The organism is Mycobacterium sp. NGS68, assembly GCF_059812195.1.
In genome coordinates this window covers 89,812-110,629 of the sequence record NZ_JCALCE010000004.1, presented here as the reverse complement: position 1 = coordinate 110,629, position 20,818 = coordinate 89,812, and the positions used below count along the sequence as shown (strand labels likewise).

18 protein-coding genes and 1 pseudogene are annotated in these 20,818 nt (G+C 70.1%); 4 read left to right on the top strand and 15 right to left on the bottom strand.

The features are described 5' to 3' along the window. Positions 1-71: 71 nt before the first annotated feature. The 13 genes and pseudogenes from AC5Y5V_RS06885 to mrf all read right to left on the bottom strand — a co-directional run bounded on the left by AC5Y5V_RS06885 (position 72) and on the right by mrf (position 15,936). A complete protein-coding gene (locus AC5Y5V_RS06885) occupies positions 72-938 on the bottom strand; it encodes an ESX secretion-associated protein EspG (protein ID WP_499932146.1) in 867 nt (288 codons plus the stop codon). 11 nt (positions 939-949) lie between these two features. Beyond that, on the bottom strand, positions 950-1,240 hold the full coding sequence (locus AC5Y5V_RS06880; protein WP_499932144.1) for a WXG100 family type VII secretion target: 291 nt from the start codon (positions 1,238-1,240) through the stop codon (positions 950-952). Between the two features lie 36 nt (positions 1,241-1,276). Beyond that, positions 1,277-1,570 carry a type VII secretion protein EsxS gene (locus tag AC5Y5V_RS06875; protein WP_499932143.1) on the bottom strand — a complete coding sequence of 98 codons (294 nt, stop codon included), beginning with the start codon at positions 1,568-1,570 and terminating at the stop codon, positions 1,277-1,279. A 42-nt stretch (positions 1,571-1,612) separates the two neighbouring features. Continuing rightward, a complete protein-coding gene (locus AC5Y5V_RS06870; protein WP_499932141.1) occupies positions 1,613-3,187 on the bottom strand; it encodes a PPE family protein in 1,575 nt (524 codons plus the stop codon). A gap of 2 nt (positions 3,188-3,189) precedes the next feature. After that, on the bottom strand, positions 3,190-3,498 hold the full coding sequence (locus AC5Y5V_RS06865) for a PE family protein (RefSeq protein ID WP_499932139.1): 309 nt from the start codon (positions 3,496-3,498) through the stop codon (positions 3,190-3,192). Continuing rightward, a pseudogene (gene eccCa, locus AC5Y5V_RS06860) lies at positions 3,495-7,525 on the bottom strand (type VII secretion protein EccCa). The gene AC5Y5V_RS06865 and the pseudogene eccCa overlap by 4 nt, the downstream one beginning before the upstream one ends. Continuing rightward, positions 7,522-9,144, bottom strand: coding sequence for a type VII secretion protein EccB (gene eccB, locus AC5Y5V_RS06855; RefSeq protein WP_499932137.1), 1,623 nt, complete (start codon positions 9,142-9,144; stop codon positions 7,522-7,524). The pseudogene eccCa and the gene eccB overlap by 4 nt, the downstream one beginning before the upstream one ends. Next, positions 9,141-10,982, bottom strand: a complete 1,842-nt coding sequence (gene eccA / locus AC5Y5V_RS06850; RefSeq protein WP_499932135.1) for a type VII secretion AAA-ATPase EccA — start codon at positions 10,980-10,982, stop codon at positions 9,141-9,143. Before eccA ends, eccB begins: the two co-directional genes overlap by 4 nt. Before the next feature lie 214 nt (positions 10,983-11,196). Then, complete coding sequence (locus AC5Y5V_RS06845; protein WP_499932133.1) at positions 11,197-12,663, bottom strand: PPE family protein; 1,467 nt, start codon at positions 12,661-12,663, stop codon at positions 11,197-11,199. Between the two features lie 82 nt (positions 12,664-12,745). Further along, positions 12,746-13,471, bottom strand: a complete 726-nt coding sequence (locus tag AC5Y5V_RS06840) for a DUF2275 domain-containing protein (RefSeq protein ID WP_499932132.1) — start codon at positions 13,469-13,471, stop codon at positions 12,746-12,748. A gap of 43 nt (positions 13,472-13,514) precedes the next feature. After that, the gene (locus AC5Y5V_RS06835) at positions 13,515-14,423 is read right to left on the bottom strand and encodes a class I SAM-dependent methyltransferase (protein ID WP_499932130.1); all 909 of its coding nucleotides are present in this window, start codon (positions 14,421-14,423) and stop codon (positions 13,515-13,517) included. A 32-nt stretch (positions 14,424-14,455) separates the two neighbouring features. Continuing rightward, a complete protein-coding gene (locus tag AC5Y5V_RS06830) occupies positions 14,456-14,740 on the bottom strand; it encodes a type B 50S ribosomal protein L31 (protein ID WP_499932128.1) in 285 nt (94 codons plus the stop codon). Continuing rightward, a complete protein-coding gene (gene mrf, locus AC5Y5V_RS06825; protein WP_499932126.1) occupies positions 14,737-15,936 on the bottom strand; it encodes a ribosome hibernation factor-recruiting GTPase MRF in 1,200 nt (399 codons plus the stop codon). Before mrf ends, AC5Y5V_RS06830 begins: the two co-directional genes overlap by 4 nt. A gap of 101 nt (positions 15,937-16,037) precedes the next feature. On the opposite strand from mrf, the gene rpmB reads away from it, so the two are divergent. From rpmB to rpsR, 4 genes are read left to right on the top strand one after another with little or no spacing between them, the layout of a single operon-like run. After that, positions 16,038-16,274: a 50S ribosomal protein L28 gene (gene rpmB / locus AC5Y5V_RS06820; protein WP_499932125.1), complete on the top strand. Its 237-nt coding sequence runs from the start codon at positions 16,038-16,040 to the stop codon at positions 16,272-16,274. Then, positions 16,274-16,441: a 50S ribosomal protein L33 gene (rpmG, locus tag AC5Y5V_RS06815; RefSeq protein ID WP_499932123.1), complete on the top strand. Its 168-nt coding sequence runs from the start codon at positions 16,274-16,276 to the stop codon at positions 16,439-16,441. Before rpmB ends, rpmG begins: the two co-directional genes overlap by 1 nt. 4 nt (positions 16,442-16,445) lie before the next feature. Further along, on the top strand, positions 16,446-16,745 hold the full coding sequence (gene rpsN / locus AC5Y5V_RS06810) for a 30S ribosomal protein S14 (protein WP_499932121.1): 300 nt from the start codon (positions 16,446-16,448) through the stop codon (positions 16,743-16,745). Further along, entirely contained in the window at positions 16,745-17,011 is a 267-nt protein-coding gene (rpsR, locus tag AC5Y5V_RS06805; RefSeq protein WP_499932119.1) for a 30S ribosomal protein S18, read from the top strand. The genes rpsN and rpsR overlap by 1 nt, the downstream gene beginning before the upstream one ends. A gap of 416 nt (positions 17,012-17,427) precedes the next feature. On the opposite strand, the gene AC5Y5V_RS06800 is transcribed toward rpsR, so the two are convergent. Both AC5Y5V_RS06800 and AC5Y5V_RS06795 read right to left on the bottom strand, forming a co-directional pair. Beyond that, complete coding sequence (locus AC5Y5V_RS06800) at positions 17,428-19,017, bottom strand: PPE family protein (RefSeq protein ID WP_499932117.1); 1,590 nt, start codon at positions 19,015-19,017, stop codon at positions 17,428-17,430. Positions 19,018-19,132: 115 nt separating this feature from the next. Then, positions 19,133-20,719: a PPE family protein gene (locus AC5Y5V_RS06795; protein WP_499932115.1), complete on the bottom strand. Its 1,587-nt coding sequence runs from the start codon at positions 20,717-20,719 to the stop codon at positions 19,133-19,135. Positions 20,720-20,818 lie beyond the last annotated feature (99 nt).

Sequence of the window (20,818 nt, the reverse complement as noted above, 5' to 3'; positions counted from 1 at the left end):
CCCTCGACGCGTGTTGGGGCCATTCAGCAGACATCGTGTTCTCTTCTCTATCTGGATTTTCTACGAGGGGGTTATGACGATTGGACCGAGAAGTCTCGGGACAGCCGCTGGCCCGGGAACCATTGGCTGTCAGGCAAGTTGGCGGTCAGGTGTTCGATCGCGACGGCGATCGCGAAGGGCGTGCCGGGACTGAAGGTGGAGACCCACTCGCCGTCGAAGGCGCGCGACGGGCTGACCAGTACCCGTCCCGCGGCGGTGTCCACGATGCTCATCCCGACTTCGGTGGTCCACTGCTGCCCGTCGCGGCGGCAGCCGGCGACAATCTCGACGTAGCTGCGCGGGCCGGAGAACACCGACTCCACCACGGGCCGCGCGGACTCCGGAATACCGAGGTAGTCAATGACTTCCGCGAGGGGGGTGCCGGACCGCAGGCGCTCGTCGGCCCGGGCACCGACCCTCGTCGGCATGCTGAACTCGTCGAACCGGGCCGGCTGCCGCTGCGCCAGCCCCACACCCAGGACCGGAACCAGCCCGAGCGGGCCGTCCACGTCCATCGCGGTGAGCGTGATCAACTGCGCACTGCGCAGCGCCACCACCGTTTTGGCGCCGCGCTGCCGGTGCGCGACCACTCCCCGCAACAGCTCGCCGGGGCTGCCCGCCGGAGCGGGCCCCAGGAATCGCAGGTCCAGCCACCTGTCCGGGAAGCACACCACCCGGATCCAGTCCGCGACCGCTGGGTTCATCACGCCGTCCGCCGACAACAGACCCATCTCGGTCAGCTCGGCCCGCTGACGGTCGAAGAACGCCACCCGCTGCGCGGCATCGCAGTACGGGGTGGTGATCGCCAAAACCCACGGGAAGCTTCCAGCCCCAATGGTTTCCGCGATAAACCACGCGTTATCGACCGTCAGCTCGACGGCATTCGGTTCGGCGCTCATCTAGGCAGGTGCTAGCCGCCCCATTTGGCGGCTTCGGCGGCGTCCCGGGCCATCATGGCCAGGGTGTTGGACTCGTGCGTGGTGGCCATCGCCTGGTAGGCGCGCACCAGGTCGTCCATGGCCTGGTTCCACTGGGCCTGCCATGCCTGGTAGGTCACACCCGTGCTGCCCTGCCAGGCGTTGGACAGGGTCGCCTGCTCGCTGGCGATATCGGCGCCCAGGCCCTGCAGCGTGCCGGCGTAGCCCGACATGTCCCCGGCGTGACCCAGCATCGCCGGGTAGTTGTACATGATCTGCGACATCGGAATGTCCTTTCAGGTCCGTTGATTGATCGGAGGTCAGATGCCGGTGTAGGTCGACGCGGCAGCGGCGTCGGCGGCCACGTAGGTGCCGGCGGCAGCGCCCAGATTGGCCTGCGCGATGTCCAGCAGGGTGTTGACCCGCGCCGCGACCTCGACGAAGCGGGCGTGCGCGGCCTGGAACGCGGCCGACGACTCACCCTGGTGGAACGCCTGCGCCCCCATCGCGGCCTGCTCGGCCTGACCGATGGTGTGCCGCATCAGGGCCGTCTTGGTGCCGAACTCGGTCTCCGCGGCTACCAACTGCGGAATGTGCGCATCCAGAAAACTCATAGTGACTCTCCCTTCGTGTTTCGGTTAACTGACCAGTCTCGATCAGTCACTAGCTCGTGGTGAACCGTTTCGATAACTTTCAGGCCCCCCCTTCCCTGAATCTTCGGGTTCACTGGCGTCATGTGGGCCGGACTGCCAGGTCCCCGGCACCATCGGCATCCGCGGGCCGCCGCCGAACTCGTCGCCGGCCAGCATCGTCAGCCCCGCGGCCGCCGTGACGGTCTCCTTGCGGGCGGTGCCGGCGAATCCGAGCGGCCCGCCCCCCTGATCCGACGCCTCCGTACCGAATTCCGGCACCACGCCGATGTCGGAGTCCATGTCCAGGTACTCGTCGCCGTGGTCGTGCATCGCCGATCGCCGGCGCCGACGGGCCCGCGCCTCCGCGCGAAGCGGTGCCGCCGCACCGGCCGCCGGAATGGTCGCCGCGGGTGCCTTGATGCTCCCGCGACCGCCCACCGTCGGCCCGAAGCTGGGACCCCAGCCGCCCATCCCCGCCACCGCGTAGGCGAAGCTCGCCGCCGCGGGCACCCCGGCGGTCGGGGCCGGCGCGGGCGCCGGGGTCGCGGACGCCGGCGACGCCGGGCTTCCGGCGGGGCTCGACATGGTCGAGCTCATCCCGGGGACCGGCAGGTTCTGTTGGGGGGCGCCGCCCGGTGCCGCGGCGGCCTCCTCATCGAGGTCGGGGAGATCGTCCAGACCGCCCAGGCCCAGCAGCCCGAGCGCCCCCAGACCGACCGCCATGAGCGGCGGCAGCCAGGCCGGCGAACTCAGCAGCGTGATCCAGAATCCCCAGCCGACCGGCTGCCAGAACGCCTGGTACGCGAGGGCGAAAAGCAGTGGCCCCCAGGTCACTAGCGCCGCCGACGGGTTGGTCGAGAAGTCGATGATCATCTGCTGGATCTGCGGGATGGGGTTGGACAGGAAGTTCCAGATGGCGTCGCCGTCGGGCAACGACTTCACGTAGGACTCCAGCCACTGGACGATGATGTTCGAGCTGTCCAGCGACGACCCCGAGTCGGCCGCCGGCGCGGCCGCGGCGGTCTGGGTGGTGTCGGCCAGCGTCGTCGCCTCGCCACCGGGCGTCACCACCGTCGGCGCCGGCGTGGCCCGCGGCGCGGACGCGAGCGCCGTGCCGGCGGTCGCCTGGTACAGGCCCATGGTGGTGGCGGCCTGCAGCCACATCCGCACGTAGTCGGCCTCGTTGAGGGCGATCGGAATTGTGTTCAGCCCGAAGAAGTTCGTCGCCACCAGCACACCGTGGACGACGTGGTTGGTGCCCAGCTCTGCCAGTGTCGGCATCGCCGCAAGCGCGGCCGTGTAGGCCGTCGCCGCGGTTTCGTGCTCGGCTGCCATCCCCGCGGCGTCCGCGCTGGCCTGCGTCAACCAGGCCAGGTAGGGCGCGTGCGCGGCGACGTACTGCTCCGCGCTCGGCCCTTGCCATGCCCCCGTTTGCACCGCCCCCAAAAGCCCACTGAGTTCCGCTGCCGCCGAGGTGTATTCGGCGCTGAGCGAAGTCCATGACCCGGCGGCCGCCAACAGCGACCCCGGTCCGGGACCGGCGCTCAGCAGCGCCGAATGCACCTCGGGGGGAGACGCGATCCAGATGGGCGCAGTCACTATTAAGCGCCCGCGATCCCGTAGGTTGCGGCGGCCGCTGCGTCACCGGCCAGGTAGCTGGCGCCTGCCGTTCCGACGCCCACGCCGGCGCGACCCAGCTCTTCCACACCCTGGGCGGCGACGGCCGCGTGCTCCTCGCCCTGGGCGCTGAATCCAGCCGCGGTCTGCAGCGACACCGGGTCGGCCGCGGGCGGCACCACGGCGGTGATCAGCGGGGCGGCGGCGGCATGCGCGGCCGCCAGCCGCGCCGTCAACGCCTCCACCGCCGCGCTCGCCGCGGCCAGACCTTCGGGAACCACTCGCAACGTCATGACCATCTCCCCTTCTGTTGCGTTTCACCAATCACCGGATGATCCCCTCTCCAACAAGGGGATTGACCAACTGCACATATGTCGGGCTGTCGCTGTCACCCAGCAGGATCGCCCGCCCGGCCGGCAACCGGCCGAACCGCTGCCCGCGGATCTTGCCGCTGTCGGCCGGATTGCCCGCCAGCATCAGCGTGGTCGCCTGCAGGTCGTTGAAGCGGCGCAGCAACGGGTTCGTCATCAGCGCATGTCCGGACCCGGTGGCCCGCCCCGTGACGACTACCCGCAGACCCAGGTCCGCCGCCTGGCCCAGCAACCCGAGCAGCGGGGTCCACGGCCGCTGCCCGACGTACGGACCACTCATCGCCGGCGAATCCGGGATTTGGTCGACGTCGTCGATGATCAGGTAGTGGGTGTGCCCGGTGTAGGTCCACCGCGACAGCTCGGCCGCCGACAGGCCCGCCGGTGGGCGCCGCGCCTCGATCAGGTTGGCCAGCCCGATCATCGCCGGGGTGATCCGGTCGACGTTGGCGGTGTATTCGTTGTCCGGGAACAGCGGCTCGTCGACCAGATGCAGCCGGCGATCCAGCACCGTAAAGGCCACCTGGCTGGCGGTCGAGTGGTCGCGGATGGTCCGGATGATGTGCCGCAGCAGCGTGGTCTTCCCCGACTTGCTGTCGCCGAAGACCATCAGCAGCGGGTTGTCGGCGAAGTCGACCGTGACGGGCGCCAGGTCCTCCTCGCGTTGGCCGATGACCACCTGCTCAGGCCCCGGGTAGAGCTGCCCGACGGCGTCGGGCGACAGGTTGGTGGGCAGCAGCCGCACCGGCGGCGCGGCGACACCCGGGTAGCGCGCGTTGATCGCCGGAATCTGGTCCAGCGCAGGCGACGCGATCAGGAAGTGCTCGGCGGCCATGGTCAGCCCGCGGCCCGGCTGGTCGTGCGGGACGGCGTCGGCCGGCCGGCGCAGGGCACCGACCAGACGCACGTTGCTGTCTCGCGCGTCGTGCAGCTTGAGCTCGAGACGCAGCCCGAGCCCGTCGCGCATCGCCAGCGGCACCTCCAGCCAGCTCGGGGTCGTGACGATGACGTGGATGCCGTACGCCAGGCCCACGTTGACCAGCTCGGTCACCCTGGCCAGCAACGGGTTACGGGTGTTGAACTGGTCGGTGTTGTCACGGCCGAAGGCGTACAGGTTGTCGATGACCAGGAACACCTCGCCGAAGCCGTCATCGGGCTCCGGCGCCGAAGAGCCATTGCCGTGGCCGTTGCTGTGCCCGCTGCCCGGGCGGTCGCGGAACGTCTCGCGCCGCTGCCGCGACAGCAGCAGCTGCTCCAGCTCGCCGAAGGTACGACGGATGCGTTCGGGCTCCAGCGCCGACGCGACGCTGCCGACGTGCGCCAGATCCTCCACCGCGCGCAGCTGACCGCCGCCGTAGTCCAGGCAGTAGAACGTGACCTCGTGCGGTGAGTGCAGGCTGGCGGCCGACATGATGAACGTCTGCAGCGCAGTCGATTTGCCGGATTTCGGGCCACCGTGGATCACCATGTTGCCGGCCGACGACGTGGCGTCGAAGACCAGCGGGTCGCGGCGCATCTCGAACGGCTTGTCGATCTCACCGATCGGCCAGCGCCATTGCCGTTGCGGAACCCCGGCGCGGGCCAGCACCGTGGTCAGCGGGATGGGGTCGTCCAGCGGCGGCAGCCACAGCTGCGGCGCCTGCGGCCCGTAGCGCGCCAGCTGCTCGCCGATGGTGGCGATCAGCTTGCGCGGCGGGCCGACCGATTCGTCCTCGTCGCCGCCGGAGATCACCGTGCCGTGATCCGGCTCCACCGCCGCCGCGGTGAACAGTTTGGGCTCCGGAGTCGACTGCACCACAAGAGCTTTCGCCGTCTGCGGCGGGTCGTAGATGCCGTCGACATAGGTGCTGCGGAACTTGATCGGGGTGGCGCCCGGCGCGGGCACCAGGAAGCCCACGCCCTTATGCTCCTTGCCCGACTCGATGTGATAGGCGTCCTCCACGCCGATGATCTGGCGGGAAACGCTGGGGCTGGCCACCTTCAGACCGATCCGGTAGGAGGTGTTCTTGTCGATGTCCTTGATCTTGCCGACGTCCAGCGTCTGCGACGCGAACAGGATGTGGATGCGGAACGAGCGGCCCTTGCGTGCCACGTAGTCGAACAGCTCCGCGTACTCCGGGTGATCGGCGAGCATCAGGGTGAATTCGTCGGCGACCACGAAAAGCGTTGGGATGGGCGGCAACTCATGACCCGCCGCGGCCGCACTCTCGTATTCGGTCACCGAGTTGAACGCACTGCCCTGAATCCGGCGGCCCGCCTCGCGCAGCAGCACCTCGCGGCGGGCCACCTCGCCGCGCAGCGTGTCGGCGAACCGGTCGGCCAGCGACTTCTTCTCGGCCATGTTGGAGATCACCGCGACGACCTGCGGGAAGTTGCGGAAGCTGTCCGCGCCGGCCTCACCCTTGAAGTCGGCGTAGATGACGATCAGCCGGTCCGCGGAGTGGGTCGTCAACAGCGACAACAGGATCGACATCAGCGTCTGCGACTTGCCGGAGCCCGTCATACCGATCATCAGGCCGTGCGGCCCCATGCCGCCCTCGGCCTCGTCCTTCAGGTCGAACATCAGCGGCTCACCGGTCGCGGTGACGCCGATCGGCACGCGCAGTTCGTCGTCGCGGCGGCGCGGCGCCCACAGTGCGGGCACATCCAGCCGCGACGCGTCCGAGATGCCAAGCATCGTCGGGAAACTGGCGCCGCGGGTGCCGGCCGAACGCAGCCCGGCGTGGGTGGGGTTGGAGTCCCACCGCGACAGCCGGCGGGCCAGGTGCGCGGTGTCCTCGGCGCCGAGTTGGTCGGCGACGTCGATGTAGGGCTGCCAACCGCCGGTCTGCCAGCGCTCGATCTTGCCGCGGGCGATGCGCAGGATCGGCTTCTCCGGGTCCGAGTACTGCTCGCGGTGCGGCGGCGTGACCGAGCAGTGCACGACCGTGACGCCGGCCCGGCCGACCGCCAGCGCCGAGGCGTCCAGGTCGTACTCGGTGTCGTCGACGACGATCAGCAGGTGCCGCAGCGCTCGGTCTTCCTGGAAGGCCGGTTGCCCGCTGAACGCCGGGCGGTCCAGCAGCGCCGGACCCAGCAGTGCCACCAGCTCGTCGGGCTCGGTGGTCAGGTACCGGGCCGGCCCCACGCCGTCCAGCTGCCCGGGAACGTCGACGTGCGGCAGCCACTTCAGCCAGGACCAGTCCGGGCCCTCCAAGGTGCGGGTGGCCAGCGCCACGCCGAGCACCGTCGGGTCGTGCCACGTCACCGCCTGCGCGATCCAGGCGCGCAGCGCGGCGCGGACCTCGGTGGGGTTGCCCAGCACGGTGATCCGGGAGACCTTGGTCAGGTCGATTCCGGTCGGCACGTCGCGGACCGTGCGCTGCGTCTCCAGCAGGCTCCGTAAGGCGCTGTGCGCCACGGGTTCCAGGTCGATCTCGTCGGCGGTGTCCTTGACCCGCAGCGGGGCGGCCAGGGGCGCCGAGTGCCGGCCGGTCCGCAACACCAGGAAGTCGGCGTCGTGCGGGTCGCGCTCCCACTGGCGGCGCGAGCCTGGCACGGTGGCCAGCGCGGCGGGGTCGGGGTGGGACCACTCCGCCGCCTTACGCTGTTCGCCGGCCTGCACGCGGACGTTGTCCCGGACCACCGACAGGTACCGCAGGTAGTCCGCGCGCTCGGCGTCGACTTCTTCGGTGCGCATCTTCTTGTCGTTGCCGCGGTAGAGGCCGGTGGCGGCCAGCAGCAGCACGAACGGGAAGAACAGCGTCTGCGGCGAGATGAGCCGCATGCCCGTGGCCACCAGCGCGACGATCATGCCCACGATGAGGATCACGATCAGATACGGCATCGCGCGCCGCAGGAACGACGGCGGAATCACCCGGGGCAACTCGGGGGGCGCCTCGACGGTGATGGTTCCCTTGCGGGTGGCCGGGGGTGGCAGGCGCCGGCGGGCCTCGAAGATCAGTCGGCTCATCGGGGTTCTCCTTCGGCGGCCACCCGGCCGGGCTTGGTGTCGGGGGCCAGGCCGTCGTGCGCCAGCAGCGCGTCGGCCCGCGACAGCGTCGGCCCGTTCGCGAACAGCGACAGGATCGACCACGGGATGCCGACGGGCGGCGAGTTCAGACCAAGGGCCTCAATGGTTTTGGAATGGCCGGACGTTCCGCCCGCCTCGGTGTCGATGCCGTAGCGAACCCCGGTGTCGGACACCCAGAACAGCGAACCGGTGGGCGGTGCCGCGGCACCGCCGCCCGCGGTCTGGGTGAAGTAGCCGACGCCGGGCGCCAGGGCGACCCGGGTCGCGGTGCCGGCCGCCTGCGCGCCGGCACTGATCAGGTCGACGGTGCGAACGCCGTCGGCCACCGGCAGCGCCGAACCGGACAGCAGGCGCAGCGAGCTGGTGGCGGCCCCGGCCGGTTTGCTCCAGTAGGCGCAGGTAACGGGATCGTGGGCCGAGTCGACCAGCGTGACCCGTTGCGCGGGGTAGCGCGCGGTGTCCAGCATCCGCGACACCGGCAGCTTCGCGACCTCGTCCGCGCCCAGGCGCGGCGGCTGCTGCAGGCCATAGGAATTCGAGTTACGCAGGACCGCGGCCAGCACCGGCGAGATCGGCTGCAGGCCGTCCGGCAACACCGCGTAGTAGGTGTCCGACGAGTGCTGGCCCAGGCTGTAGGACACCACCACCGCGCCGATCGGGGCGGGCACCGGGAAGTTTGCCGGACCGCCCGCGTTGGGGATCACCGGCGCGCTCAGCGGCGGCGCCTCGGGGATGGCGTTGAACAGTCCCGCGGCGACGGGCCGCGGCGCGGGCAGGTCGGTGCCGAGACCCAGCGCGTTGGTGACCGCGTGGTCCGCGACGTCGATCTGGCTGCGCTTGCCCTCCCACAGCAGCCACGTGCCGCTGCCGCGGTCACCGGCGAAGTCGACCAGGACCACCTGCTCGGGGGTCAGCGCGCCGGCGCGGGCGCCGGTGCTGTCGGGCGGGCCGGCGATCACCGTGACGCCGGTGCTGTGGCCCGCGCGGCCGCCCTGCAGGGGCCCGCTGATGGTGTCGCACACCGTCCAGTTCGCGTCGCGCGCGGTGTTCTGCACCATCCGCTCCGGCGCGCCGGGGATACCGATCAGGTTGCCGCGGGGAAAGCGGTCCAGCTCGCTGCTTTTCACCGTGGTCGGGTTGTCCGGCTTGCCCACGATCAGCCGCGCCGAGGTCAGGTTCAGCACGGGGTGCAGGTGGTCGCCGACCCGCACGTAGAGCGCCGCGGTGTTGCGATCGGCGAGCACGCTGTTGTTGCCCGCGGTCCCGCTGGGCCGGATCAGGGAGAACACGAAGCAGCCCGCCAGCCCGGTGATCAGGATCAGCACGCCCATCAGCACCGCCCGCGACTGGGTCCGCAGCGGGTCGACCAGCATCCGGGTGTCATGCAACGCGATGCCGGAGGCGATCCGGCGCATCACGAACCGCCAGCCGCTGACCTGGTGGCGGGTGACGAAGCCGCGGCGGTAGGCCACCGCGTCGGGGTTGTCGTTGACCGGGGTACGCGACGAGAACGAGCGCCGATCGTCTTCCGGCTCGCGACCCTGCTCGCGGGCCGTCATGCCGGCACCGAGAGGCCGAGGCCGCGCAGCAGCGGATCCACCGACTTGCTGACGTCCGCGTCCGTGATCGTCATCAGCTCGTCGTCGCTGAACTCCCCGGTTCCGGCGTGTTCGGAGTGGTCCAGCCGGAACTCGCGCTCCTCCTCGGAACGCTCGACGATGTTGCGGACGAACCGGCCGTTGCCGGCGATGTCGAGGCTGCGCCGCGAAATGCCGTTGGCGTCCGGCGTCGACTCCGCCGCGAGCTTGGCGAACAGGCGCTCCATGTGGTCGATGGCGGACTGCTCGAAGATGCTGTCCCGCTGCTCGGCCATCTTGTAGGCGATCTCGACCAGCTCGTGCGACGAGTACGACGGGAAGTCGATGTTGCGGGTGAACCGCGATCGCAGACCCTCGTTGGTGTCCAGGAACTTGTCCAGGTCGGCGCGATACCCGGCGATGATCACGACCAGCCGGTCACGGTCGTTTTCCATCCGGGCGAGCAGGGTGTCGATCGCGACAAGCCCGAAGTCGTTCTTGGCGCCGGTGGCCACCAAGGCGTAGGCCTCGTCGAGGAACAGCACCCCGTCCAGCGCGCTGTCGATGATCGCGTTGGTCTTGGCCTCGGTCTCGCCGATGTGCTGGCCGATCAGGTCGGCGCGATGTACTTCTCTGATGTTCTCTCGCTTCAATAGGCCCAGGCCGCAGTAGATTTTGGCGACGACGCGGGCGATGGTGGTCTTGCCGGTCCCCGGTGGCCCGGCGAAGACCAGGTGGTGGGCGCGCTGGGCAACCGCGAGCCCGCGCTGCTTGCGAACCAGTTCCATGGCCACGGAGCTCTTCAGCCGCGACACCTGGTTCTTGACCTCATCCAGGCCGATGAATTCGGCAAGCTGCCGTTCGGCCTCGTGCAGCAGCACGGCCTTGCGCTCGTGCGCCGCGGGGTCCACGAAGTCGTCCGCGCTCGGCTCGGTGGAGGTATCCCACGGATCCGTGCGGGCCTCGATGCGGGCCGCGGTGGTGGTCACGATCCCAAAGCTGGTGTCGGTCAGAGCCTGTTCGATCTGCTCGTTCTCCGGGTGTGCCGCGTAGAGATCCTGCAGCACCTCGCTGGCCGACTCCTCGTCGACGTGCGCACGCAGCACCAGGGCTTTGGCCAGCGCGCCGTCGACCGCCGCGACCGGGACCGGACCTTCGGGCTCCTCGAGGTACGACAACGCCGGCGCGAACATGCCCAGGCGGGCCAGCGCGGTGCCAAGCGTGATCTTGGCGGCGTGCGAGAAGGACTCGTCGAGTCCGGGGTCGTTGACGATCGGCGTGAGCAGTTTCACGACGTCCGACCAGCGCTCGGCGCGGTAGTTGAGCACGACGGCGGCCCAGCGGCCCTCCCGCAGGCTCGGACGGCGCTCGGTGACGCTGCTGATCAGCTCGTGGGCCTCGGCGTAGCGTCCGGCGCCGGTGAGCGCCGCCGCGTAGGCGAGGTGGAAGCCGTCCGGATCGGTCGCCCGGAACTGCAGATACATCCCGGTGTCGTAGCGGAAGCCCAGGGCGCCCGGCGCCAGTTCCACCTGCCGTTGCAGCACGCCGGTCGTGGCGACGGTCTGCGACACCGCCTCCAGCACCCGCATCGACAAATCGCCCGAGGCGGCCAGGCCCGTCCACGCATCGCATTGCTCATGCGCAATGCGAGTGAGCGCGGTGAAACCCGTCCGAGCGGCGGCCAGGTCGGCCGGCCGCTGGCGCTCATAGATCGTTATCCCCAGCGCGCGGCAGCAGGTTGCGAACCTGCTGACAACGTCACCATCCACTCGAGAAATGCCTGGCTGAGCGGCAAGCACGCCAGTGTCACCGCGTTCCACGGCCGAATCGTCTCCCGTAACTTGTGTCCCTAAACCTGACCCGCCTGAAGTTAGCATTACCTAAGCTAATTGTCGACCCGCCCCGACCCGACCAGCTCATGCTGCGCCTCCGGCATTTGCCCTGCTGGCGAGGGCGTTTCGCACGATCACCGGTTTCTCCTCAGTCGGATTGTTGCCGCCACCCGCGCTCGGCGGGCGCGGGTACTCAGCCAACTTAATGAATATGATTGTCATTATCAATCGCTGGGGCGGGATGCGTCCAGGTGCCGGGCAGCATCGGTACCGAGGGACCGTTGCCGAACTCGTCGCCGGCCAGCGTGGCCAGTCCGGACGCATCACCCCCGATATCGGTAGCCACCGTTCCGGCGAAGCCCAGCGCCCCGGCGCCCCCCTCCGACGCGTCCAGGAACTCGTAGCGATAGCCGTGGTGCTGGTCGTTCATCTCGGCCCGACGGCGCCGACGGGCCCTGTCCTTTTCCCGCGCCGATGCCGCGGCCGGCGCCGCGACGGCCGCGATGTCGGGCTCCGGCGCCTTCCGCTGCGCCCCGGCGCCCATGCCCGCACCGACCCCCATGACGGGTCCGCCCACCAGGTACGGGAAGGGCGGCGGGACCGGGCCCCCGGCCGGCGGAGCTCCCGTCGCCGCCGTCGCGACCGTCGGCGCGGTAGTTGGCACGGGAGCCGAGGCCGAACCGGGGGCCGGCGATGACGCCGTGCCGAGGGCCGGGGCCGCCGGCGCCGAGGACGCCGCGGGTGGCGCGGCCAGCTCGGGCGCCGGCGCGGCCGCGACGGGAACCGCGGGCTGGACCCCGGCCAAACCGGTCAGACCGGCAAGGCCGGCAAGGCCGCCGAGGAATCCGACGCCGGCGAGCGGCAGGCTGAGCGCGAGCGCCTGGATCTCCGGGGCGAACGCCTCGTAGGCCTCGGCCGCGTGCCCGACCTCGTCGGCCACCAGCAACGGCACGTCGTTGAGCACCTGCTGTATCGCCCCGGACGGATTCTGCGGAAATTCCTGCAGGTCCCGGCCCATGGTCTTGGTGATCTCGGTGACCCGATTCACCCACCAGCTCAGTTCCTTGGGGTTTCCGCCGTCGTTGTCGACGATGCCGCCGTCGTCGCCGTCGTCATCTCCCTCGTCGTCGGCGTGCATGATCTGCGGCGCGGTCTCGGTGCGCGGAGCGGACGCCACCGCCCCGCCGGCGAGCGCCTGGTAGCCGGCCATGGTGGTCGCCGCCTGCACCCACATCCGGGCGTAGTTGGCCTCGTTGAGTGCAATCGGGATGGTGTTGATGCCGAAGAAATTGGTAGCCACCAGGACGCCGTGGATCGCATGGTTGGCGGCCAGCTCGCCCAGCGTCGGCATCGCCGCCAGCGCGGCGGTGTAGGCCGTGGCCGCGGTCTCGTGCTGGGCGGCCACGCCCGCGCTGTCGACACTGGCCTGCATCAGCCAGGCCAGATACGGCACGTGAGCGGCGGCGTACTGCAGGGCGGTGGGCCCCGTCCAGGCCCCGGCCTGCACCCCGCCCAACAGCGTGGAGAGTTCGCTCGCGACGACGGCGTAGACATCGCTCAACGAACTCCACGCCCCAGCCGCCGCCAGCAGCGCGCCCGGTCCCGGCCCGCTGCTCAGCAGGGTCGAATGAACCTCGGGCGGCGAAGCCATCCACACCGGCGCCGTCAAACGAAACTCCCAACTGGCTCTAAGAAACCAATCAGTAGTCGTCGGTCAAGATCAAAAAGTTCCCCGCACCCGCGAGGGTCGGTCAGGCGGCCGGATCGTCGGCGGAGCGCAGATGCCCGCGCCGTCGTCCGCGGCTCGCGTGGTCCGGCAGGACTATGTCATCGCGGTCATCCATGCGGGTGGTCGCCGACCTGTCCGGGCCGCCGCGACGCCACAGCAACAGCGCCAGCGCGGTGGCCACCAGCACCGGCAGGTGGCTGAGCAGCCGCACACCGGTGACCTGCGACGACAGGCCGTCGCTGACCACGTAGCAGCACAGGACCACGGTGAAACTGGCCAGGATGCAGGTCACGCCCGGCACCGCCGCCGGCCACGCCGCCGCCACCACCATTCCGGCGCCCAGCGCCACCGACCACGCGGTGGACTCGTTGAGCAGGTGCGCACCCGTCGTCGTGCCGTGCATCGCCCCGTGGCCGGCCACCATGCCGAAGTCGGCCCCGCCCATCTGTACGACGGCCAGCGCGATCTGCACGATGCCGACCAGCGCCAGTGCGCAACGCACCCCGTGCGACCGGAGGTGCGACCGGAGCCACCGCATCCGGCTGTAGGGAGTCTCGGCCTCGGCGAGATGGGCCGCGGGCTCGTCGATCATGTTGCGCAGCGCCGCGGTCCAACCCTGGGCATCGGCGTACCAGGCCCGGCAGTGCGGGCATGACGCGAGATGCTCGTCGACCCGGGCCGACGGCACGGGTTCGCGCTCGCCGTCCAGCCGCGCTGACAGCGCCTCCCGGGCGATGTCACAGTCCACACGCGTCAAGATAATTCAGTGGGGGCCGAACCAAAAGCTCCGCTCACGCTTTGACGGCGCTCACCAGCGTGACGCGCGAAAACATCTCCCCCGCCTCGGTGTCCGGCCCCGGCACTGCACGGCCGAGCTCGCGCAGATAATCGGTCAGCGGGGTGCCGACCGCGCGCCAACCGTGCTGGGCGAACCATTCCGTGGCCGGCGCGTGCTGCTCGTTGTAGACCAGCTGGAAAAACACCCGCTGCGCCGTACCCGCGTCGACCGCGGCGCGCTCTTCGTCCCGCTTGGCCTCGAAGTCGTCCCGCTGCAGCGGCGCGCCGTCCTCGACCGCCACATGGCTGCCCGGCGCGGCCAGCGAGTCCAGGCCGGCGTACAGCTGTTCCTGCGCCGCGGCGGGGAGGTAGATCAGCAGGCCCTCGGCGATCCACGCGGACGGCTTGTTTGGATCGAAGCCGTTGTCCCGCAACGCCTGCGGCCAGTCGTCGCGCAGGTCGACGGCGATCTCGCGGCGCTCGGCACGCGGCTGGGCGCCCTGGGCGGCCAGCACCTCGCGCTTGAAGTCCAGCACCTGCGGGCGGTCCAGCTCGAAGATGGTCGTGCCGTCGGGCCAGTCCAGTCGGTACGCGCGCGAGTCCAGCCCCGCCGCCAGCAGGACCACCTGGCGCACCCCGGCGGCCGCGGCGCGACGGAAATACTCGTCGAAGTACCGGGTGCGGGCCCCTTGGAAGTTCACGAAATTCTCGCCGAAGTCGCTGGTCTTGAGCTCGTGATCGGGGACCTTGCCGTCGAGCACGTCAGCGGCCGGCCCGCCGACGGCCCGGCAGAACACCTCCGCATACGGGTCGACGGCCAGCGGGTCGGGCTTGCGCGCTTCCAGGGCCCGCGCGGTGGCTACGAACAGCGCCGTCGCGCCGACACTTGTTGTGATATCCCAGGTATCGCCTTCGCTACGCACTCAACCGACACTACGCGGAACGGCCGACACGGCTATCCCGACGACCTGTCTCCGCCCTCCGCCGGCCGCTTTCCGTAGCGGCGGTGGAACTTCTCCACCTGCCCAGCGATGTCGACGATACGGCGGCCTCCGGTCCAGAACGGATGCGAATCGGAGGTGACCTCGACGACGACGAGCGGATAGGTGCGCGTACCGTCCGGCGTCGGCCACTCGACGGTGCGCGAACTGGTCAGGGTCGACCGGGTCAGGAAAGTGGTTCCGGTCGTGGCATCGCGGAAGACGACCGGGTGGTAGTCGGGGTGAATGTCGGGTTTCATCGGTGGTCTCCACCTCCGGTGCGCCGGGCGGACAGGTCTTCGTCGACTTCGTTAGCGGCTCCGCAGGGATCCTCATGCCAGTCGCCGAACGGGTCGTCGTAGTGGATCCAATGCTCCGGATGGCGAAACTCCTCGTCAGTGAGCAGAGCGCCCTGCAGACCGTCGAGGATCTCGGGGACGTTCGCGCCGCACACCAGAACGGTCATCGCCGTATGGCGATCGCCGAACTCGTGATCCCAGGCCAACTCGGCAAACGCGCGTCGTTCCGTATCGATGCCCGCGAGCGCGGACTCCGGGAGTGCCGCCAGCCACTTGCCGGCCGAGCCGGCTCGCGAGCCGCCGCCGGCCGATTCCAGCCACATCGCGTGTTCGGGCTGGCTCGCCAGCCAGATCCGGCCCCTGGTCCGGATGACGCCTTCCAGCAACAAGTCCACGCACGCGTGCAGGCGCTGCGGATGAAACGGACGTCGCGCGCCGAAGTGGACCAGGCTGATCGCCCCGCGCGTGTCCAGCGGCGGCTGACCCACCAGCAGCGGACCGTGTGGATCGTCGCTGCGCCCGCGCCGCGCGTTCGGGACCAGGTTGTTCAGTGCATCCTCGATTCCGTCGGCGCCGACCGTGACGTGAGCGCGCGGCGACAACCGGTGCAAGGCGGCGGCCACGAACGCGTCCGGGCGGCTGAGCACCAGCACGTCCGCGAATTCGGCTTGTCCGACGACCACCTGAGCCACGGTCCGCCCGTCGTCGAGATCGGCGTCCCCGACGGCTTGACCCAGCCACACCGGCGCATCGACACACGTCACAACCGCACCGATCGACACGTCCAGCGACGCGGGCCCGTCGAGATATCCCGGCGCCACCCTGATCCGGACGTGTTCGATGGCCCAGCAGATCGGCTCGGGCTCCAGCCACGGCGCCAGGTGCACCACGATGCGATCGACGTCACTGCGGCGGTGCAGCTGACGCAGCAACACCAGCAGGTCGTCGCGGATGGCGCACGACGCGCATCCGTGCACCAGCTCGAGGCCGGTTTCGGCGGTGGTCAGCACGCCATGTTGCAGGGTCACCAACGTGCGGCACACCACGTGACCCTCGAGGCGGTGCTCCACCACGAGCGTCCCGGGCGCGCGCAGCAGCGCGCCCACGACCGGGTCGGTGCCGTGCTGCCCGGCGACCAGGATCACAGGGGTCCGCATCGGTCTCCTTATTGAAAATCATTTTCATTAGCGCCACTCATACGGTACCGTTCCCCACGGCAGTTGTCGAAAATGATTTTCAATAAGCCTGGGGGTTCCGAGTGTCTGCCCGTTGCCAAGTGACCGGCCGCGCACCGAGTTTCGGTAACGCGGTGTCGCACTCGAACCGCCGGACTCGCCGGCGCTGGTCACCCAACATCCAGCTCAAGACCTACTACCTGCCCTCCGAAGACCGCCGCATTCGCCTGCGGGTCAGCGCAAAGGGCATCAAGGTCATCGACCGCGACGGGATCGAGGCGGTCGTGGCGCGGCTGCGCCGGGAAGGCCAGCGGATTTAATGGCCCGCAGCACCGATATCCGCATCGTCGTCAAGCTGCGCTCCACTGCAGGCACCGGCTACACCTACGTCACCCGCAAGAACCGGCGCAACGACCCGGACCGGATGGTGCTGCGCAAGTTTGACCCGGTGGTTCGCCGTCACGTCGACTTTCGCGAGGAGCGCTGACCTGATGGCCAAGAAATCCAAGATCGTCAAGAACGACCGCCGTCGCGCGATCGTGGCGCGCTACGCGCAACGCCGCGCCGAACTCAAGGAGATCACCCGATCGGGCACGGATGAAGCACGTGACGCCGCGCGACGCGAGTTGGCGCGTCAGCCGCGCGACGCCAGCCCGGTTCGCTTACGCAACCGCGATTCCGTCGACGGGCGGCCGCGCGGACATCTGCGCAAGTTCGGGCTGTCGAGGGTCCGGTTCCGCCAACTGGCTCACGACGGGCAGTTGCCCGGTGTGCGGAAGGCGAGCTGGTGATGGGTCAGAAATCTCGGCGCGCCCGTCGTGCCACCCAGCCGGACATCAGGTCCGCCAAGAGGAACCTGTTCGTCAGCATGGGGATCACCGAGGTCGACTATAAGGACACGGCCACACTGCGCACGTTCATCTCCGACCGCGGCAAGATCCGCTCCCGCCGCGTCACCGGCCTGACGGTTCAACAACAGCGGCAAGTCGCCACCGCGATCAAGAACGCGCGCGAGATGGCGCTGCTGCCCTACGCCGGACAGGCCGACGGCCCCTGAAGATGTTGAAAGACGTTGCGCCTCAACATCCCAGCCGTCCGTTTACGGTCGTCGTCTGCACGGCCTGTGCAGCCGACCAGACCTTTTCGGTGGCGGATGAACTGCGTTCCACTATCCGGCGCTGCCCACAATCCATGCTCGTGTGCACGGGATGCATCCTCGGTCCGCTCAGCTGCGCATGTCGCCCTAGCGGATCCGGCGTCATGGCCGTGCTGCAGCCTTGCACGCAAGACCGGGTGGCGTGCGGACCGGCGCATTGGATCGGTCCCATCACCAATCCGTGTGACACCGCGATCCTGAAGGACTGGATTGAGCTGGGGCAGTGGGAAACCACTCCGCTGCCACGCCGACTCAGCAAGCACAGCCTCTGGCCCAGTCGCGCCGGTCGGCGCAACTGAGAGCGCGGCCGTCCGTCGCTATTCGTTTTCGCCGCCGGCGCCGTCCGGGTCCCACGTGCCCGGCAGCATCGGCTCCCGCGGGCCGCCACCGAAGTCGTCGCCGGCCAGCGTGGCCAGGCCGGCCGCCTGCGCGGCCAGGTCCGTGCGGGCGGTACCCGCAAAGCCGACCGGGCCCGCGCCGCGGTCCGACGCCGAGGCGCCGTCGTCCGCCGACGGCAGGTCCGGGCCGGAACCCAGGTCCATGTACTCGTCGCGGTGCCCTCGCTCGCCGAGGCCCGCTCTGCGGCGTCGACGGGCCCGCGCCTGCGCGCGCGCGGCCGCCTGCGCCGCCGCCGCGGCGGCCTCAGTTGCCGAATCGGATGCCGGCTCCGACGTCTTGGCGCGCGCGGACATCCCCGAGCCGAACCCGACCCCCGGGCCGCCCCCGACGAGGTACGGGGGAAAACCCGCGAAGCCGGTGGCCGTCGGCGGCGGTGCGGGCGCCGAGGCGACGGTGGCCGTGACGGACGCGGAAGGCGGCGGCGACGCGGTGGCCGTCGCGGTGGCGGTGACCACCGGGGATGACCCGACGGTGGGTGCCGCCGGCAGCGGCTGGGCGCCCGGCGGCGCCGCGGCGGCCGCGGGTAGCGCGGGCTGGATGCCGGCCAGACCGGCCAGCCCCCCCAGACCGGTCACCGCCCCCAGGTTGGCGACGACGCCGCTGAGTGCCACCGCCAGCAACTGCGGCGACGGGCCGAGCGCCTGGACGATCTGGGCAACGTGTGTGGGCCAGTCGAACTCGGCGAGTTGCACCAGGTATTGGAAGGCGCCGACGGGATCGGTGAACAGCTCCCGGCCGAACGTCTGGAATTGCTGGCTGAATTCCAGGGAGCGGGCCACCCACCACATGGGTTGCGTGGCGTCCGTGTAGTCGTGCATGTGCACCCCGTTGAGGGTGCCTTCGAGGGGATCCCAGTCGATCTGCCCGCCGGTGATCGTGCGGAGCAAGTCGGCGACGATGTAGTCGAGCTGGGTGGGGTCGCCGTGGTCATGGTCCTCGTGGTCGTCCCCGTCGCCGTGGTCGTCCTCGGCCGCGACGATTTGCGGGGCCGGGCCGCTCTGGGCCATCCCCGATACCGCAGCCCCGGCGAGCGCCTCGTAGGTCGCCATCGTGGTGGCCGCCTGGATCCACATCCGTACGTAGTCGGCTTCGTTGAGTGCGATCGGAATCGTGTTCAGCCCAAAGAAATTCGTGGCCACCAACACGCCGTGAATGGCGTGGTTGGCGGCCAACTCGGGCAGCGTCGGCATGGCCGCCAGCGCGGTCGAGTAGGCGGCGGCCGCGGTTTCGTGCTCGACGGCCGCGGTCGCGCTGTTTGCGCTGGCCTGTGTCAGCCACACCAGGTACGGCAGGTGCGCGGCCACGTACCGCGCCGCCGTCGGACCTTCCCAAACCCCGCCGTGCACCGCGCCCAGCAACGCGGTGAGTTCGTCGGCCACCGAGGTGTACTCGACGCTCAGCGCCGACCAGGCCGCCGCGGCCGAGAGCAACGCGCCCGGTCCCGGGCCGCTGCTGAGCAGCGTCGAGTGGACCTCCGGCGGCGACGCCAGCCACACGGGTGCCGTCACGGTAAGCCGCCCGAGTAGATGAACATGATTTTCATTATCGAAAATTGGACACCACTCGGCGCAGCATTGCAACCCCGGGCGGCAAACTCGCCGCACCGGGGTCTCCCGGCGCCCGTCAGCGCCGGCTGTCGCCCTCCTCCCCCGACCCGTCGGGCCGGTCCCACGTGCGGGGCAGCATCGGCTGGCGCGGGCCGCCGCCGAAATCGTCACCGGCCAGCGTGGCCAAACCCGCCGCCCCGTCGAGGGAGCGCCGGGACGCGGTGCCGGCAAACCCCAGCTCTCCGGCGCCGCCGTCCGATGCGGCCAGCGGCTCCCAGTCGGGATCGACGTCGACGTCCATGGTCATGCGCTCGTCGCTGTGGTCGCGCTGCTTTGCCCGACGACGCCTACGCGCCCGCGCCGCCTCCCGCGCTTCGGCGGCCGCCGCCGCGGCGGCCGAATCGGGCTCGGGCGCCTTTCGCTTGGCACTCGCGCTCGCGGCCGTGCTCATCCCGGAGCCGGATCCGATGCGCGGACCACCCGCGATGTAGGGGAAGCCGAAGCCCGCCGCGCCGGGCGCGGGTGGCGACGGCGGCGGCCCCGGTGTGGCGACCGAGGTGGCCGTGGGCGCGGGCGACGGCGCCGGCGTCGACACCGACGCGGTGGCCGGCGCGGCCATGGTCGGGCCGGATCCGGCGGCAGGCAGCATGTCCGGCGGCGGCATCGGCGGCACCGCTGGCGCGGCGGCGGGGGCCGGCAGGCCCGCCAGCCCGGCCAGCCCCGCGAAGCCGCCCACGCCCCCGAGGGGCGCGACGAACGCGCCGGCCGCGGCCGCCCAAGTCGCCGGTTGACTCGCCAGGTAGGGGGCGATTTCGGCGATGTGCGTCGGCCAGTCGAAAAGCTCGAGGCTGATCAGGTACTGGAACGCGCCCACCGGATTCGTCTGCAGCTCGACGCCGAACTGCTGGAAGTCCTCGCCGAGTTCGAGCGTGCGGACCACCCAGAAGATCGGCTGGGACGGGTCGGTGTACTCGTCGTAGTCGAGCCCGTTCACGGTGCCCTGGGCCGGGTTCCAGTTGATCCCGAAGTTCTTCAGCAGGTTCGCGACGGCCTGGTCCAGCGGGTTGTCGACCGTGGGGTCATGGGCGACCGTGTCGTTGGAGATGCCGTCGAGGAACTTCTTGAGGATCGGCGGCACCGACTGGTTGTTCTGCAGCGAACCGAGCACCCCGATCGCGTCCGCCTGAGCCTGGTACACCGCCATCGTGACCGCGGCCTGGATCCACATCCGGACATAGTCGGCCTCGTTGAGCGCGATCGGAATCGTGTTGAGCCCAAAGAAATTCGTGGCCACCAACACGCCGTGGACGGTGTGGTTGGCGGCCAGCTCGGGCAGCGTCGGCATGGCCGCGAGCGCGGTGGTGTAGGCGGCGGCCATGGTCTCGTGTTGGGCGGCCTTCTCCGCGCTGTCTGCACTCTCCTGCGTCAGCCACGCCAGATACGGGGCATGCGCGGCCACGTACGACTCCGCGCTGGGCCCCTCCCACGCTCCGGACTGAACCCCCGCCAACACCGCGCCGACCTCCTGAGCCACCGCGGCGTATTCGGTACTGAGCAAGCTCCAAGCCCCCGCCGCCGACAGCAACGACCCCGGGCCGGCGCCGCTGCTGAGCAGCGCCGAATGCACTTCCGGCGGCGAGGCCAGCCAAACCGGTGCCGTCACAGAGCACCGCCGCCGAGCAACGGCGAACGCACCATGGGCACTCCTCGGGCTGGAGAGAAACGCGACGGTCTCGAAGTTTAGTGAAAACGATTTTCGTTT

Excerpts from the sequence above, each read along its gene's own strand:
- AC5Y5V_RS06880 (WP_499932144.1), bottom strand. The coding sequence starts at position 1,240 with ATGTCGCAGATCATGTACAACTACCCGGCGATGCTGGGTCACGCCGGG.
- AC5Y5V_RS06830 (WP_499932128.1), bottom strand. The coding sequence starts at position 14,740 with ATGAAACCCGACATTCACCCCGACTACCACCCGGTCGTCTTCCGCGAT.
- AC5Y5V_RS06865 (WP_499932139.1), bottom strand. The coding sequence starts at position 3,498 with ATGACGTTGCGAGTGGTTCCCGAAGGTCTGGCCGCGGCGAGCGCGGCG.
- AC5Y5V_RS06875 (WP_499932143.1), bottom strand. The coding sequence starts at position 1,570 with ATGAGTTTTCTGGATGCGCACATTCCGCAGTTGGTAGCCGCGGAGACC.
- rpsR (WP_499932119.1), top strand. The coding sequence starts at position 16,745 with ATGGGTCAGAAATCTCGGCGCGCCCGTCGTGCCACCCAGCCGGACATC.
- mrf (WP_499932126.1), bottom strand. The coding sequence starts at position 15,936 with ATGCGGACCCCTGTGATCCTGGTCGCCGGGCAGCACGGCACCGACCCG.
- rpmG (WP_499932123.1), top strand. The coding sequence starts at position 16,274 with ATGGCCCGCAGCACCGATATCCGCATCGTCGTCAAGCTGCGCTCCACT.
- AC5Y5V_RS06885 (WP_499932146.1), bottom strand. The coding sequence starts at position 938 with ATGAGCGCCGAACCGAATGCCGTCGAGCTGACGGTCGATAACGCGTGG.
- rpsN (WP_499932121.1), top strand. The coding sequence starts at position 16,446 with ATGGCCAAGAAATCCAAGATCGTCAAGAACGACCGCCGTCGCGCGATC.
- eccB (WP_499932137.1), bottom strand. The coding sequence starts at position 9,144 with ATGACGGCCCGCGAGCAGGGTCGCGAGCCGGAAGACGATCGGCGCTCG.